This window comes from Sanyastnella coralliicola (assembly GCF_030845195.1).
Classification (GTDB): Bacteria; Bacteroidota; Bacteroidia; order Flavobacteriales_D; family Sanyastnellaceae; genus Sanyastnella; species Sanyastnella coralliicola.
The window spans coordinates 3,812,651-3,827,951 of the sequence record NZ_CP132543.1 but is presented as its reverse complement, the minus strand read 5'-3'; the positions used below and the strand labels follow the sequence as shown (position 1 = coordinate 3,827,951).

15 protein-coding genes are annotated in these 15,301 nt (G+C 46.4%); 8 read left to right on the top strand and 7 right to left on the bottom strand.

The window, feature by feature from the left end:
- Window positions 1-11: 11 nt before the first annotated feature.
- The 5 genes from RA156_RS15710 to RA156_RS15690 all read right to left on the bottom strand — a co-directional run bounded on the left by RA156_RS15710 (window position 12) and on the right by RA156_RS15690 (window position 5,725).
- On the bottom strand, window positions 12-1,703 hold the full coding sequence (locus tag RA156_RS15710) for an O-antigen ligase family protein (RefSeq protein ID WP_306641446.1): 1,692 nt from the start codon (window positions 1,701-1,703) through the stop codon (window positions 12-14).
- A 35-nt stretch (window positions 1,704-1,738) separates the two neighbouring features.
- Complete coding sequence (locus RA156_RS15705; protein ID WP_306641444.1) at window positions 1,739-2,377, bottom strand: DUF5011 domain-containing protein; 639 nt, start codon at window positions 2,375-2,377, stop codon at window positions 1,739-1,741.
- 290 nt (window positions 2,378-2,667) lie between these two features.
- Window positions 2,668-3,402 carry an energy transducer TonB gene (locus tag RA156_RS15700; RefSeq protein WP_306641442.1) on the bottom strand — a complete coding sequence of 245 codons (735 nt, stop codon included), beginning with the start codon at window positions 3,400-3,402 and terminating at the stop codon, window positions 2,668-2,670.
- A 144-nt stretch (window positions 3,403-3,546) separates the two neighbouring features.
- Window positions 3,547-4,242 (bottom strand): response regulator transcription factor, encoded by a 696-nt coding sequence (locus RA156_RS15695; protein WP_306641440.1) that lies wholly within the window; start codon window positions 4,240-4,242, stop codon window positions 3,547-3,549.
- Entirely contained in the window at window positions 4,226-5,725 is a 1,500-nt protein-coding gene (locus RA156_RS15690) for a sensor histidine kinase (RefSeq protein ID WP_306641438.1), read from the bottom strand. The genes RA156_RS15695 and RA156_RS15690 overlap by 17 nt, the downstream gene beginning before the upstream one ends.
- Before the next feature lie 405 nt (window positions 5,726-6,130).
- Between RA156_RS15690 and RA156_RS15685 the strand changes: the two genes are divergently transcribed.
- The 6 genes from RA156_RS15685 to pth all read left to right on the top strand — a co-directional run bounded on the left by RA156_RS15685 (window position 6,131) and on the right by pth (window position 12,759).
- Window positions 6,131-8,491 carry a TonB-dependent receptor gene (locus RA156_RS15685; protein WP_306641437.1) on the top strand — a complete coding sequence of 787 codons (2,361 nt, stop codon included), beginning with the start codon at window positions 6,131-6,133 and terminating at the stop codon, window positions 8,489-8,491.
- A 65-nt stretch (window positions 8,492-8,556) separates the two neighbouring features.
- Window positions 8,557-9,609, top strand: a complete 1,053-nt coding sequence (locus RA156_RS15680; RefSeq protein WP_306641435.1) for a sensor histidine kinase — start codon at window positions 8,557-8,559, stop codon at window positions 9,607-9,609.
- Window positions 9,590-10,339: a LytR/AlgR family response regulator transcription factor gene (locus RA156_RS15675; protein WP_306641433.1), complete on the top strand. Its 750-nt coding sequence runs from the start codon at window positions 9,590-9,592 to the stop codon at window positions 10,337-10,339. The genes RA156_RS15680 and RA156_RS15675 overlap by 20 nt, the downstream gene beginning before the upstream one ends.
- A gap of 275 nt (window positions 10,340-10,614) precedes the next feature.
- Window positions 10,615-11,556 carry a ribose-phosphate pyrophosphokinase gene (locus RA156_RS15670; RefSeq protein WP_306641431.1) on the top strand — a complete coding sequence of 314 codons (942 nt, stop codon included), beginning with the start codon at window positions 10,615-10,617 and terminating at the stop codon, window positions 11,554-11,556.
- 10 nt (window positions 11,557-11,566) lie between these two features.
- Complete coding sequence (locus RA156_RS15665) at window positions 11,567-12,187, top strand: 50S ribosomal protein L25/general stress protein Ctc (protein WP_306641429.1); 621 nt, start codon at window positions 11,567-11,569, stop codon at window positions 12,185-12,187.
- 8 nt (window positions 12,188-12,195) lie between these two features.
- On the top strand, window positions 12,196-12,759 hold the full coding sequence (pth, locus tag RA156_RS15660; protein ID WP_306641427.1) for an aminoacyl-tRNA hydrolase: 564 nt from the start codon (window positions 12,196-12,198) through the stop codon (window positions 12,757-12,759).
- Here the strand turns inward: pth and RA156_RS15655 are convergent, their stop codons facing one another.
- Together RA156_RS15655 and RA156_RS15650 are read right to left on the bottom strand one after the other, a co-directional pair.
- Entirely contained in the window at window positions 12,760-13,971 is a 1,212-nt protein-coding gene (locus tag RA156_RS15655) for a hypothetical protein (protein ID WP_306641425.1), read from the bottom strand.
- Window positions 13,968-14,453, bottom strand: a complete 486-nt coding sequence (locus tag RA156_RS15650; RefSeq protein WP_306641423.1) for an RNA polymerase sigma factor — start codon at window positions 14,451-14,453, stop codon at window positions 13,968-13,970. The genes RA156_RS15655 and RA156_RS15650 overlap by 4 nt, the downstream gene beginning before the upstream one ends.
- Window positions 14,454-14,630: 177 nt before the next feature.
- Between RA156_RS15650 and RA156_RS15645 the strand changes: the two genes are divergently transcribed.
- A complete protein-coding gene (locus RA156_RS15645) occupies window positions 14,631-15,071 on the top strand; it encodes a hypothetical protein (RefSeq protein ID WP_306641421.1) in 441 nt (146 codons plus the stop codon).
- Window positions 15,072-15,075: 4 nt separating this feature from the next.
- Window positions 15,076-15,240, top strand: coding sequence for a hypothetical protein (locus tag RA156_RS15640; RefSeq protein ID WP_306641419.1), 165 nt, complete (start codon window positions 15,076-15,078; stop codon window positions 15,238-15,240).
- Window positions 15,241-15,301: the final 61 nt, after the last annotated feature.

Here is a 15,301-nt window from a genome sequence, read left to right as displayed (position 1 = left end):
TAGAAGAAAGCCTAACGACCAAAAATCCGCTGGTAGTACATCGGATACTTCTGACCGGCTTGGGGGATTTCTTGCAGACATTCTTGCGCTCGATCGATCGCTCCTTGATTAAAGTGAACCAAGGCTAAATTCAGCCAAGAGGCCTCGTTGAATGGATTGATCTCCAGGGCGTGTTCAAGTTCCTTTTGCGCATTGACGAAATCTCGTCCCATCATGTATTCGAGGCCGAGGTTGGTCAAAATCTCTGGATCATAGGGCGAAATCGCTTTGGAGTCTAGCAACAACTCCATGCGTTTGTCGTGAGCGTTCGGGTCGCCCACGTAGCCCAACAGCGCGTAACTGGAAAGTGGAGTCGACATGGGGTCACATCGATAGAACACCGAACTGGCTTTGTCACACATTTCAGGCAAAAGTTCGAACTGTTCGGCAGCCTTCGCTTCGATTATTAGACGCGTGTGGTACTCTCCCCATAATTGACATCCTCCAACAACTGCAGCGAGTATTGTCAATGGAATGAATAACAACAAGACTCTTGAAGATTGTCTCTGTACTTGACCAACACGCTTCACTAGAAATGCGATCAGACAAGCCAACACCATCAAATGAAAAACACGGTCACTTGGGAAACTGAAACAAGAAATCACCGCAGCAGCGATGATACTGGAGAGGAACAAACTGGTGGTGATCCAGTCATTCTTCTCTACGTCGGTGCGGCTTCGGAAGGTTTTAAGTACCAGCCAAAGAAGTGCCAAAGAACAAAGCAAGGCGAACGGCAACCCCAGCTCAGATGCCATCCACAAGAAATCATTGTGAGGCGATTGAAAGGTCGCGATGTCTTTTGCTGCCATGGGTAGGTCCTGCACTCCGAATTTCATGAATTCAAACTGCCAATTGCCTGCACCCACACCGATGAAGGGTGACTCTTGAATCAACCCCACCGTATTACTCCACAGTGCTGATCGCTCGACCATGGAGTTGGCATTCATCAATTGGGGATTGCTTGCTAAGACTCCAAAAGCGACGCCAAGTACACCGAGGTTTGCGAGGCTAACCCATCTCCCGAAAGCCTTCGTCTTGCTTTTGAACAGCAAAGAAATCCCGAAGAACAAGGACCCACAGAATAAGCCCAACCAAGCCGCCCGGGTTTGTAGCAATGCGAGCAAACAAAGTGTTAAAGCCAGAATAATAACCGCTTGAAGTTTCCATTTCTTCTGATCCGTAAAAACCAATCCAGCTACTGGAAAAGACACCATGACCAACAGAGAAGAGAGCAAATTCGGATGGCGAAATAGTCCGCCTACGTCAGTCCATGCTCGTCCGGAGAAAAACCATTCCGCGCTAGCGTAAAGCACAGCAACCCATAAAATCACCGAGAACAAACGGCCCAAAGTAGGCATGCGATCACGTGGGATTTGAAAGGCGATCAAGAAGACAGCTCCCGCCAAGACAAACTTCAAACTGCGATACAAAGCCGCAGGCACATAACCCGCCCAAGCCATCGAAAGCAAGGGCCAACCCAGCATCGCGCCGATTAAGATCAACGATCTATTCGAAGGAATCTCGAGCGATTGATGTCGGAAAAGCAGAGCAACGAGCCCCCCGGTCATCGCCAATCCTGCAAAGAGGACACGCTCAGACGAACCGCGTTCAAGCAAGCCAATATCAGCCAACCACGCGATAAGCAGTGTTCCAACAAGGGTCACTGCTAGCCATGAAAATGCTTTGGAATTTGAAGTGCTTATTGTCGTGTAAAGTCGTTTAGACAGCTGTTACCGGTAGAAAGCGTGATCTCAAATTCATCTGCACTAATCACCTCTCCAGTACCTTCAACCATTTCACCGTCAACCGTCTGATTCGGCACGTCAATTGACTGTCCGTCTAGCATCGCATCAACCGATTGAACAGTAGTGCTCAAATCAAATCGAAGTTCTGAAATCGTGAAGGCGTTGTTATTGGTCTCAGAAACCGTGATAAAGCTCATGAAATCATCATTATCCCAGGAAGAGCTCGCGCAATTCGTAGACACCGAGTACATGCCACCAAGGAAATCAGCATCATTCACCACCGTCACTGAACGACTCAAGGTAGTTTCGTTACCAGCTGCATCAGACACCGAATAACTCAGTTCATACACACCCGTTTGATTCACGTCTACGGTTCCATTCACTTCCACTTGATCCGTCAAGTCACCGTCAGTATCATCTTGAGCGGAATAACCAGGATCAGTATAACTCTGATTCAAGGTCACATCAATCTCAGCAGCACCCACCAATGTGATTGCCGGAGCAACGGTATCCGTTTCTTCTTCTTTACCGCAAGAGGTCATAGCTACCATGGCAACGGCAGCCGCACACAGAAATAGTGTAGTTGTTTTCATAAGAGGTAGTAGTTGTGTTCAGAGTAAATATAGGAAAAGGGGAATTTTGAATCGATAATCGATAGTCAAAAACCGATAACTCATTACCAAAGACGAGAGTCTAGGGACTAGGGACCAAGAACTAATGACTAAAAACTAATCATGCTATCCGCCTGAAGCGGACTAAAGACAAGTGACGAGAGTCTATCGGTAACCACCGCGTTCTGCGTTCTGCGTTCCGCAATCCGCATTCCGCGTTCCTCCAAAAAAAAACCCCACCATACGGCGGGGCTTCTTAAGGTTCAAACAGCTTAATTCAGCTTGAAGTGAACAGGTATCGTCATAATGACTGCGGCTTTTCGTCCTTGTTGACTACCTGGAGTCATTTCTGGGATCGAGTTGATGGCTTGAGTCACCGTGCCATTGAAATCTTTGTGCGGTGTGCGGAGGATTTCGACGTTTGTAATGCTTCCTTGTTTGTCGATGACAAATGAAGCGAAGACTTTCCCTTCAATTCCGGCATCGCGAAGGTGGCTTGGGTACTTCACATGGTCTTGCACCCATTGGATAATGCGTTTTTCAGTGCATGCTTGCTGTGCATCACGGTCAACCACATTCTCACAGTCTGCGAAGTGAGGCATGATCTCAACGATCATCATCGGACCTGGATCTGGCTCTGGTTCCGGATCAGGATCTTCGCTACCGAAAGGGTCACCGATCTCCACCAAGAATGGCTCTGGATCTGGTTCCGGATCTGGGTCGGGATCAGGATCTGGTTCAGGCTCCGGGTCTGGAGCAATAATAAAGCGGGTGTTGTCCTTCGGCGGTTCTACCTTCGGACGTTCGATACGCACCACGGGAAGTTCATCTTCCTCCATGATGTCGGTCATCGGAATTTCTCCGTAGGCCTTATTTCCACCATACTCCACTGAAGTCCACTCCAGGGCGATCATAACGAAACTAAGTGCTGCTGCGAATCCGATGTAAAAGAAGACGCCTCTTTTCTTTTCGAGGTCGGCTTCGTTTGTCTTTTTAGAACGATTCATACCACTAGGTTTTAGAATTAATAACTAGTGGAAATGCTGCAACGACCTTGCCGAAGATTGGAATCCTGCGACAAAGATCAGTGATTAATCACACTTCAAAAACAAGGCTGAAATGAAGATTTAAGGCTGACTAACGGCCTGAAATCAAGGAGTCAATAACTTGAATCCTTTCCCGTGCACATTGATGATCTCAATCGACTCATCTGGCTTCAAATGCTTACGAAGCTTGGCGATGTAGACGTCCATTGATCTTCCGTTGAAGTAGTTGTCATCACCCCAAATCGCGTTCAAGGCGTAGTTACGCTCCAGCAATCCATTCTTGTTCTTACAGAGCAAGTAAAGTAGCTCGTTTTCCTTGGTAGTGAGCTTCGTTTCTTCCTCTCCTTCGTACAAACGTTGCTTGTTGTAATCGAACTGGAAACGACCAATATTGAATTCTGTAACGACTTCCCCGTCTTCTGGAAGGGCTGCTGAACGACGCAAAATAGCGTTCACACGCACTAAGAGTTCTTCCATCGAGAATGGCTTGGTCATGTAGTCATCGGCACCGGCCTTGAACCCAGCTAGGGTATCTTCCTTCATTGACTTCGCGGTCAAGAATAGAATGGGAATGTGGCGGTCTTCCTGACGAATTTCACCAGCTACAGTGAATCCGTCTTTGTTTGGCATCATTACATCGAGAATGATGAAATCAAAGTGTTCACGACGGAAGGCCTTCAAACCTTCGACTCCGTCAACAGCCAATGTTGTTTCAAATCCTTTTGCGGTGAGGTATTCCGAGAGAAGGGTACCCAAGTTTGGGTCATCCTCACACAATAGTATTCTAGTCGTTTTCTTCATGTTCAGCAGGTAAGTAAACAAAAAATGTGCTTCCCTTTCGAAGTTCGCTATCTACATTGATCTTTCCGAAGTGCTTTTCGACGACCACGCGGACGTAGCTCAATCCGAGACCGAAACCTTTCACGTTGTGAATGTTTCCGGTGGGTACACGATAGAGTTTATCAAAGATCTTTCGCTGGTTGTCTTTACTAATACCAATTCCATTGTCTTCAAATTGAAGTTCAATACCATGTTCAGTATTGCGCGAGCGAATGATCAATTGAGGGTTTTCTGGTGAGTATTTTATGGCATTATCAATCAAATTGTATACCACATTCGTGAGGTGAACAGAGTCACCCATGATCAACGGATTCGTGGCTTCCAATTCGGTTTTAATGCTTCCGCCTTTTTGCTTCACTTGAATCGCAATGTTGCGGATTACATTCTTAATAATCTCATGCATATTGAGTTGCTCCACCTTCAACTGCATGTCTCCACGGTCAAGAATCGCCGAGCGAAGTACGTTCTCTACCAACACCCCCAAACGCTTGTTCTCTTCATTGATCATTCCAATAAAGGTGCGCATCGATTTCTCACTGCGCTGCATATCGGGGTCGTTCAAGGCTTCGCACGCTAGTGAAATGGTTGAAATTGGTGTTTTCAACTCGTGCGTCATGTTGTTGATGAAGTCATTCTTGATTTCACCTACCTTCTTTTGCTGGTAGATCGTTTTGATGGTATAGGTGAACGCCGCGAAGATGACGATGATCAGAACCGCTGAGATCGAAAGCATCACCCACATCGTTTGGAGTAGGTAGGAACGTTGATGCGGGAAATAAATACGCAAGAAATACGGCTCGCGTAGCTGATCGGCTTCAAACAAAGTAGTCTTATAGCCTCGCGTAAAGAACTCCTCTCGGTATTGCTCAGCGTCTTGTTCTAAGATCTCTGGCTGATGGTAACGATTGAATACGCCAAAGACGAATTTAGCTTTGACATTACTATCCTCTAATTCATGATCAATCAATGAATCCAGAAAGGCAGGATCAATCGGACGTAAGTCTCGGAAGATATCGAGCGAAACGGCGCCTCCGATAATGTCTTCCATGATGCCGCTCTGATCTAGAATCTCTGAAGTTTCGAGTCCATAATCTCCCCAAGCGCTGTACAAGGCTGAGTCAGTCATGCTCGAAAGCTCATCGCTGTGAATCCCTTCAATGCTCACGGAATCACCAATCAACTTACTGTCGAATTCGAGTTCGAGGGCATCATCATCAGACGTAATGCGCAGCGATTGGTCACCGTCTACCCGTGGGTCATGCACGTAGTAGCTTTCCGCATTCAAGTGATCCGCCACCTTTTCAAGGGCTTTCAACACGTTGACATTGAACTCCTGTTCGCGCAGCAGAATAGAGTTATTTACCCAATAGATCTGTATGGCCACCAAACCGATGAAGGCCGTACTAATGAGTACAACAAGTAATTGGATGTATTTCTGCTTCAAATCGAGATTTCCCTATGGGGTATTCAAAGTTATTTTTTCCTCGCTAGCGCGGAATAGATGCTTGGCTTTTTTTAACAAGTGTTAACCCCGCATTAACACATGGCATAGGGGCTCCGGTGTACATTTGATTCAGGTTTTTAACAAAGCCAAGTTGTCTGAGCGCAGACAGCGATCTCATGATTATTTAGGTTTAAGGTCTTCTGAAAATAAGACATTACAGGTTTTAATTTGGATTACCTATTTCGAAACAACATTGGAGAGAGTCTGAACGCAGAGTCTCTCCATTTTTTTTGACCGAATCTAAACCTACTACATTCCAATCCGGAATTCTGACAACTCAGCCTTTTTTCGTTTTCCTTGTGCTAAGGTCGCTTCACCTTTGTAGTGTCAAAAAACCGACAAGCCATGAAACGCCAAGCACTATTAGTCTTATTTGCACTGATCTCTTTGGTGTCCTTCGGACAAGAAAGCCCGTCCTCTGTTATTCGAGGAGCTGTGGTTGACGCACAAAGTGATTTCCCTCTTCCCGGAGTTACGGTTCTGCTTATAGGATCTGACCCGGTCGTAGGAACAACCACTGATATTGACGGACGATTCCGTCTTGAAAACATTCCCGTTGGACGTCACGGTATTCAGGTATCGTTCATTGGGTACGAACCACAAGTGCTTTCAAACCTTCTTGTGACTTCAGGAAAAGAACTTACGGTCAACGTAAAACTCAGCGAAAGCGTGCTGCAGCTAGACGGCGCAGAGATTGTTGCTGAAGACGATAAGGCCACACCTAAGAATGAAATGGCCACAGTGAGTGCGCGTTCATTCACAGTGGAAGAAGCAATGCGCTATTCAGGTGCCCTGCAAGACCCGAGTCGTATGGCACAGAACTTCGCCGGTGTGAGCAATTCAAGTGACGATCGAAACGACATCATCATCCGAGGAAACTCGCCTTCTGGTGTGCTGTGGCGCATGGAGGGAATTGACATTCCTAGCCCGAACCACTTCAGTGCCTTTGGTTCTACCGGAGGTCCGGTAAGTATGTTGAACATCAACAACCTTTCGAATTCAGACTTCCTGACGAGTGCCTTCCCTTCAGAATACGGAAACGCCCTCGCTGGTGTATTCGACCTCGAATTGAGAAACGGTAACAAAGAGAATTACGAGTTCCTTGGTCAAGTCGGATTCAACGGATTTGAATTCGGTGCTGAAGGACCTATTGGACTGGGCAAGAATGGTAGCTTCTTGATTAACTACCGATACAGCACCCTAGAAGTATTCAATGCACTGGGTATTGAATTCGGAACAGGAACAGCCGTACCTCAGTACCAAGATTTGACGTTCAAAGTAGACATCCCCACAGCCAAGGCCGGACGTTTCGGAATCTTTGGTGTAGGTGGAACGAGCTACATTGAATTCCTTGCGAGTGATGCCACAGAGACGAATCTCTTTTCATCCGATGCCGAAGATTCACGCTTTGGATCAAACACAGGTTGGGTGGGTGTCAGTCACAAATACTTCTTCAACGAGCGCACAAGCTCGAAGCTTGTACTTGCGGCTTCGCACGCAGGAACCGATGGCAACATTGATTCACTTTCAACAGAGAACGGAGATCCTACCCGCATTTTTGGATTGGATCGATTCCAGAACAAGTACACCGCACGCCTCGATATCAATAGCAAACGCAACGCACGAAACACGATCAAGTTTGGTGTACAGGCTGACTTGAACCAGTTCAACTTCCGCGATTCTGTATTGTATGCACCTGGTGAGTACTTCTACGAATCGGATTTTGAAGATGAGGCATCTTTGGTGCAGTCATATATCAGCTGGCAACACCGTGCTGGCGAGAAGTGGACCATCAATGCCGGATTGCACAGTCAGCATTTCTTGTTAAACAACAGTAACGCCATTGAACCACGTGCAGGTGTTCGTTACAAGATCAATGACCGTCAAAGCTTGAACCTCGGAATGGGTCTGCACAGCCAGATGCAGCCACTGCCGATCTATTTCAACCGTGAACGTATTGATGCCAACACGTCGGTGATCCGCAACGATGAACTTGACTTTAACAAGAGCGCACACGGGGTGATCGGATACGACAACCTCATCACGAACGTATTCCGCATCAAGGTGGAGGCTTACTACCAGTACCTCTACAACGTAGCGGTGGATCGTGACAGCAGCTCATTCTCAGTCTTGAATGCCGGTGCAGGTTTTGTGATCCCGAACAACGCAGACCTCGTGAATGACGGAACTGGATTCAACTACGGACTTGAATTCACCGCGGAGCGCTTCTTCAACAAAGGATACTACATCTTAGGTACAGCTTCATTGTTTGAGTCGAAATACGAAGGAAGCGACGGCATTGAACGCAACACGGCCTTCAACACCAACTACGTATTGAACCTCCTCGGAGGAAAGGAATTCCCTCTCAACGAAAAGAGCTCGATCTCATTCGATACGAAGGTGACATACGCTGGTGGTCAGCGCTTTACTCCAATTGATTTCGAGAGTTCACTCGCTCAGACAGAAGAAGTTCTCTTTGAAGACCAAGCCTTCTCAGAGCAGTATGATCCTTACTTCCGTTGGGACTTTAAGATCACTTACCGCATGAATAAGAAAAAGACATCTCAGCAGTTCAGCATTGACTTGCGCAACGTTACTAATCAGGAGAATGTCTTCATGCAACAGTTCAATGCGCGGGCTGGTGAGATCGAAACGCGCTATCAGATTGGGTTCTTCCCGGATGTACAATACCGCATTTACTTCTAAGAAAAACTCGATCTTGCATTACTCAATAGGTGGTCGCGGCAGCGGCCACCTTTACTTCTGAAACAGTGAAACTTCTAGGCAACAAATCGAAATACTTAGGCTTTGATGACCGCATCATGGTGCTTCTCGGAATTCCCGTGGTGAGCTTTATCATTCCGCCATTGTTTTTCGGTCAACGTCCTGAAAGCTTCATGGAGTTCTGTCCACAATGGGGTGCCAGTTTATTCTTCTCTTCAATTCTATGGGCAGGGAACCGTCAAATTTTGATAGAATTTAGAAGGAAATTCTTTGACAAGGAGCAAGATAAAAAGCGGGTGGCGCTGACCATCTTCTTCGTCATCTTCTTTACGGCCCTAGTGAACTTCATCGGGTTCATCTTGACCCCACCAGAAGACCGACTTGAAATTCAAGGACAAGGGTTTGGAGCAGGTTTGTTTGTGACCCTCTTCTGTATTACCATTTACGAAGCCATCTGGTCTGCTTCTCGCCTACGTCAATCACGAACGGAAGCAGAGAAACTCAAGCGGGAAAACTTACAAAGTCAGCTTAGCATGTTGAAGAGTCAAGTGAACCCTCACTTCTTATTCAACAGCTTGAACACCTTGACATCGATCATTCCTGAAGACCCAGAACGTTCGGTGAAATTCGTTCAGAAACTATCGAACGTTTACCGCTGCATCCTCGAGATTCGAGACAAGGAAGTTGTGACCCTAGAAGAAGAATTCAATTGCATCGAGAGTTACATTTATTTATTGGACACGCGATTCGGCGCTAGCCTGAAATTCGATATTCAGCTCAAAGAAGAAGATAAAGAGCGATTTGTAGTGCCGCTGAGCCTGCAGATTTTGATTGAGAATGCGATCAAGCACAACGTGGTTTCCCGTAAACGACCGTTAACGATCGAAATCTTCGCGAATGATGAAGGAAACCTTGTTGTTCGCAACAACCTGCAGCTGAAAGACCAAGAAATGGAAGGTACTGGCACAGGCATTGAGAATATTGATAACCGCTTCCAGCTGGTGAGTGAAGAGGCCCTTGAGGTGATTCAAACCAGCGAACATTTCACCGTTGTTTTACCCCTTTTAACCATCTCTTCTTATGAAAGTAGTCATCATTGAAGACGAGCTGCCAGCAGCTCAACGACTTGAACGATTGGTGAAAGCGCTACGACCAGATTGGAGTGTGGTAGGCACTGCCGACAGCATTGAAGATGCCGTCGAAGATTTGGATGAAACCAAACCTGACCTGGCGTTTATGGACATTCAACTAGCAGACGGTCAGAGCTTCAAAATCTTCGAGAAGACCGATGTTCCTTGTCCGGTCATCTTTACCACAGCGCACGATGAATACGCGATTCAGGCCTTTAAAGTGAACAGCATAGATTACCTGTTGAAGCCGATTGACGAAGAGCAGCTTGAGCAGGCGATGCAAAAGTTTGAGTCACAGCAACAAGGTGCTCAACTTCCAGATCTAAAAGCCTTGATGCAGGAGTTCCGTTCAAATGTGAGTTATAAGAAGCGATTCTTGATTCGATCGGGGCAACGACTCAGCTTTGTTCCTACAACTGACATTCACTGGTTCGTCAGTGAAGCGAGTTCCACCTTTTTGGTAACCGCTACCAATGAACGCTTCTTGATTGATCAAACCCTGGATGAATTGGAAGGAGAATTGAACCCCGAGCAGTTCTTTCGCATTAACCGAAAGTTCATTGTGACCATCGATTGTATCTCCAAAATCGAGAACTACTTCAATAATCGACTACTTCTAGAAGTCGCACCAGAAGCTAGCGAAGAAGTGATTGTGAGTCGTCAACGAGTAAAGGAATTCAAGTCTTGGATTGATAGTTAAAAAAAAGAGCCAAGACAATGCCCTGGCTCTCAACTAACTAATCAGATAACCTTAACCACCGTAGTGGCTGTTGCCATACTGCCTACACCAGACAGCTTGGTTGCGGCCAGTTAAAACCGCATTTCAGATATCTCGAAGGTAGGAATTAATTTGAGACCACTCTTACTTTTAACAGTCATTTTCACGGTAAATTCGTCTCGGCCTTCTGTAGGACTTGTCTGATTTGCCGAGTGACTGATAATCACTATCTTTGCACCCCTTTACGCGGCGGCATCATGAATAATCAAGTAAAGATCTTTTCCGGCTCAGCATCGCAATACATTGCGAAGGAAATAGCCATGGAATACGGAACTTCTCTCGGAGAGGTTAATTACCAGCGCTTTTCAGACGGCGAGCTTCAAACCTCGATCGAAGAAACAGTGCGTGGAAAAGACGTGGTGATTGTTCAGTCGACCTTCCCACCTGCAGATAACTTGATGGAGCTTTTGTTGCTTATTGACGCAGCAAAACGCGCAAGCGCTAAGCGAATTGTAGCAGTGATGCCATACTTCGGTTACGCACGTCAAGACCGTAAAGATCGTCCTCGTGTGGCGATTGGAGCGAAGTTGGTGGCGAATCTATTGACAGCCGCTGGTGTTGATCGTGTGATCACGATGGATCTGCACGCTGACCAAATCCAAGGTTTCTTCGAAGTGCCGGTAGATCACCTGTTCGCTTCAACGATTTTCCTCCCATACCTAGAGGAACTTCGCAAAGAAGACTTGGTCATTGCGACTCCTGATACAGGCGGTACGAAACGTGCCAACGCTTATGCAAAATTCCTTTCTGTTGACCTCGCAATCTGTTACAAGCAGCGCAAGGTGGCGAACGAAGTGGAAAGCATGACCGTGATCGGAGACGTAAAGGATAAGGATGTTGTACTCATCGACGACATGTGCGATACTGCTGGAACCTTGACGAAAGCGGCAGCCATGATGATGGATCACGGAGCACGCTCAGTGCGTGCTGTGTGTACACACCCAGTATTGAGTGGGCCAGCTTACGAGCGCATTCAGGATTCTGTTCTGACTGAGCTGATCGTAACAAACAGTCTACCTCTTAGAGACGATAAACCGACTGATAAAATCAAAGTTCTGAGCATTGCTCCTCTGTTCTCACAGGTGATGCGTTGCTTGACGAACAATGAATCTATCAGTTCACATTTTCTAATTTCATAATCAAACAACAATGAAAGTAGCATCATTGAGCGGCTCTTCACGTGAGAGCGTAGGGAAAAAAGATGCGAAGGACCTGCGCAAAGAGGGTCGCATTCCAGCGGTTCTTTACGGTGGCGACAATCAGGTACACCTCCATCTCCCAGAAATTGCACTTGAGAAACTGGTTTACAACCCAGACGTTTTCAAGATCGAACTAGACGTAGATGGAACAGTGTACAACTGTATCATTCGCGAACTGCAGTTCCACCCAGTAACGGATAAGATTCTACACGTAGATCTTCTCCAAATGTTTGATGACCGTGAGATCTGGGTTGATATCCCAGTTCGTACAGAAGGTAACTCTGTAGGTGTACGTAACGGTGGACGTCTAGCGGTAAACCACCGTCGTCTTCGCCTCATCGGTACTCCAGGGTCTATTCCTGAGTACGTAATGGTTGACATCTCTAACCTTGATATCGGCGACGTTATTCGTGTTCGTGAGATGAATATCGAAGGAGCGCGCATCGCACAAGCTGACTCTGATGTAGTTGTTGGTGTGAAACGTACTCGTGCGGCTATGTCTGCTGCTTCTAGTGAAGAAGCTGAAGGCGAAGCAGCAGAGGAAGGAGCGGAAGAAGCAGCAGCTGAATAATTCGCTACATGAAGTATTTGATCGTTGGACTAGGTAATCCTGGACTGGAATACACTGGAACACGACATAATATTGGATTTGAGATATTGGATGCCCTTGCCGGGGCGTCCAATATTTCTTTTAAGACCGAACGTTACGGCGATGTCGCTGAACTCAAACACAAAGGTCGCACCCTTATCTTGCTCAAGCCGAACACCTACATGAACCTTAGTGGTAAAGCGGTTCGCTATTGGATGGATAAGGAAAAAGTACCGGCTGAGCGCATGTTAGTTGTCACGGATGACTTGGCGCTCCCTTTTGGTACAATTCGTATTCGCAAAAAAGGATCAGACGGTGGTCACAATGGCCTGAAGAACATTCAAGCGCTGATCAACACCACGAAATACCCACGTTTCCGATTCGGAATTAGCGCTGAGTTCTCAAAAGGACATCAGGTGAATTATGTGTTGGGGAAATGGAATGACGATGAATCATCTCGTCTTGGAGAGCGATTAGAGCGCAGCTGCGAAGCGATTCTTTCTTTCGCATCGATCGGCTTAGATCGAACGATGAACTTCTTCAACAATACGTGATTAGCGCTCTACGCTAAACTTCCCTAGCCGGAAGAAGAAGCCCTTATCTTTCGATGCCTTGTCTTTCGATGCAAAGGCCAAGTCTAAGGCTGTTTTCTCTTCAACTTTCGAAGCCAGAGCCTCTACCAAACTCTCACCTTCTGCCTTTTCGCGACCAAGCACTTTGTTCACTGCTTCCGCGAATACGAAGTCTTTAAACTTCTGTGGCTCTTCAACCTTGGTTGGCGTTTCCGTTGGGATCACTTCTGCTGGCGTGGCGTCAGCTACGGCATCGCCCATGCTCGAATTAAGGAAGATGCTGCGATTAGCAGCCACTCCATCTGTACGCACTTGATCGACAGCACGCGTTGAAGCAAACTGTACTACAGGAATGCGGTTGGAAATCACATCTTCTTGTGCTACATCATTCGATGGTGACAAAGGAGTTCCCTTTGGCGTCGCATCATAATCTACGGTTGTCATCACCGGCGTAGTTTCTTCACTCGCTGGTGTCGATGCTGCCACTTCACGTGCCACTCCAAGATCGCTACCTGTTTGTGCCATTTGTCCGTTTGAACCTTCATCTTGTGTGAACATCCAGAATGCGCCCAGTACTAGAACTAGTACGGCTGCGATAGAAGCAACTCGGTACATTACCGGTCGGAAGGCTACTACACGACCTGTGCGTTCGAGTTCCTCTTTCTGACCGTACGGTACAGCAGGTGCTTGAAGCTTGGTCTTCTTGAATAATGCCAGGTGTTTTTTCGCTAGCGCGGAAGCGAGTACACGCTCTACCCAAGGCCCTTTGACATCACCTTCCATGACCGCAGCGTACCACTCGTCTTTAGAAGTGACTTCCGAAGGAATCAACATAGAATCTTTGTCTTGGTATGACACCAATGGCGCTTCGACTTTCGTCTTCTGCATTGCTTTCCAATGCTTCTGCGTTAATGGGTCATTGCCAACCTCTCCTTCTTCATCCCCCTCGAGCTTACGTGCCATGAAGAGATCTACTGCTTCAGGCATTTCACCTTCCGAAGCGAGAAGAGACGACAAATCAATACCACTGCTTGGAAGGGTTTCTGACATTCCTTCCAAGTCAAGATCGAGATCCACCTCCAATTCTGGATGTGCATCAAGGAACGCAAACAACGCCTCCGACTGTTCGTCAGAGAGTCGACCTTCCAAGTGGTCTAGCACAAAGGCTTCATAATTCTCGATGGTGATCTTCATATCAATTGATCAATGCTTACGAGGTAGTTTTTTAGTGCTACCCTTCCGCGATAGATGTATACTTTCACTTGTGATTCGTTGAGTCCTGTGATTTCACCGATCTCCTGGTAGCTGTAGCCTTCGTAATCACGCAACATGATCACGTTTCGCTGCATCTCTGGAATTCGATCTAGTGCATCTTGCAAGATCTCACTCAAATCGCTGTACTGTCTGTCATGCGAGAGCGCCTTTTGATTTACATTTTCAAAGTCAGCGTTCTTTTTCTCTCGACGAATCCAATCAATCATGGTACGGTAGCCGGTGGTGAAGAGGTACGATTTGCATTTCGCATACGGCACATCTTCCACCTTCAACCAAAGCTTGGCAAAGGTGTCCTGCACAATATCCCGCGCTTGTTCTTCATCTCTCAAGTTCTTGACAATGAACCTGAAGAGATTATCAGCGAAGGAATGTACACATTCATTGTATTCGGCGACAGTCATGATTCAGTACAGGCTGTTTGATAGTGTGACGCACCTGCATAAAGAAAAGTTACAGTGGAATTTTGAAAAAGTGAAAAGTCGATGGACATGACCTCAACTTTTGCTTAAATCATCGCCTACAATAACGGGTCATTTTGATCAGTTAGAGTAAAGCATCCCCGTTTCTTAACTTGCCTTATGCTTCGATTGAAATTCCTTCTTGCCTCTGCGTTATTTGCATTTGCAATCACTCTACCTGCTGTGATTCATGCTCAAACAGATATGCCGCAAGCCAATATTGCCTACGCCCCTTCAATGGAACAAAACGACTTTTTGGGCCTGGTAGAACGTGTAACGAAGCTTCTTCAAACGACGCCGGTGAATGAAATCCCAGATGAAGAGCACGTAATTATCATAAGGTGTTTAAATACCATTTCAATTCATGCGTTGAAGGCACCGGCATGTTTCAAGCTCGAGACAGTAGCAGAAGAATTATCATACTCAGATAAGTTGATTGAGAAGTTTACTGATTGGATCCCTAACAGAGGAATGGGGTATTATTTTCCTTCGCTTCATATAGAATTGCACGGAACACCTGGTCCAGGGTCATATTATCACATCTTCTCTGTCAACCAATAGCTAGATGACATATAATAATCAGCATCTATTGATTGTTATCTTGACCCAGCGCCCATTTAGACAAGCACCTCCTTTCCATCTTAGAAATGGATTTACTGTATTGCCAGAAGAACGAGTAGAACAAGAGAAGATTTCAGCAGTGAAGATTCGATGGGGAGCAAGTAGTTAGGTTGAGATGCTTAAAATGATAGTTTAATGCATTCAACTCTTCACTATCTTTCCCTAACAAT

Excerpts from the sequence above, each read along its gene's own strand:
- RA156_RS15705 (WP_306641444.1), bottom strand. The coding sequence starts at position 2,377 with ATGAAAACAACTACACTATTTCTGTGTGCGGCTGCCGTTGCCATGGTA.
- RA156_RS15700 (WP_306641442.1), bottom strand. The coding sequence starts at position 3,402 with ATGAATCGTTCTAAAAAGACAAACGAAGCCGACCTCGAAAAGAAAAGA.
- RA156_RS15695 (WP_306641440.1), bottom strand. The coding sequence starts at position 4,242 with ATGAAGAAAACGACTAGAATACTATTGTGTGAGGATGACCCAAACTTG.
- RA156_RS15685 (WP_306641437.1), top strand. The coding sequence starts at position 6,131 with ATGAAACGCCAAGCACTATTAGTCTTATTTGCACTGATCTCTTTGGTG.
- RA156_RS15675 (WP_306641433.1), top strand. The coding sequence starts at position 9,590 with ATGAAAGTAGTCATCATTGAAGACGAGCTGCCAGCAGCTCAACGACTT.
- RA156_RS15670 (WP_306641431.1), top strand. The coding sequence starts at position 10,615 with ATGAATAATCAAGTAAAGATCTTTTCCGGCTCAGCATCGCAATACATT.
- RA156_RS15665 (WP_306641429.1), top strand. The coding sequence starts at position 11,567 with ATGAAAGTAGCATCATTGAGCGGCTCTTCACGTGAGAGCGTAGGGAAA.
- pth (WP_306641427.1), top strand. The coding sequence starts at position 12,196 with ATGAAGTATTTGATCGTTGGACTAGGTAATCCTGGACTGGAATACACT.
- RA156_RS15655 (WP_306641425.1), bottom strand. The coding sequence starts at position 13,971 with ATGAAGATCACCATCGAGAATTATGAAGCCTTTGTGCTAGACCACTTG.
- RA156_RS15650 (WP_306641423.1), bottom strand. The coding sequence starts at position 14,453 with ATGACTGTCGCCGAATACAATGAATGTGTACATTCCTTCGCTGATAAT.
- RA156_RS15645 (WP_306641421.1), top strand. The coding sequence starts at position 14,631 with ATGCTTCGATTGAAATTCCTTCTTGCCTCTGCGTTATTTGCATTTGCA.
- RA156_RS15640 (WP_306641419.1), top strand. The coding sequence starts at position 15,076 with ATGACATATAATAATCAGCATCTATTGATTGTTATCTTGACCCAGCGC.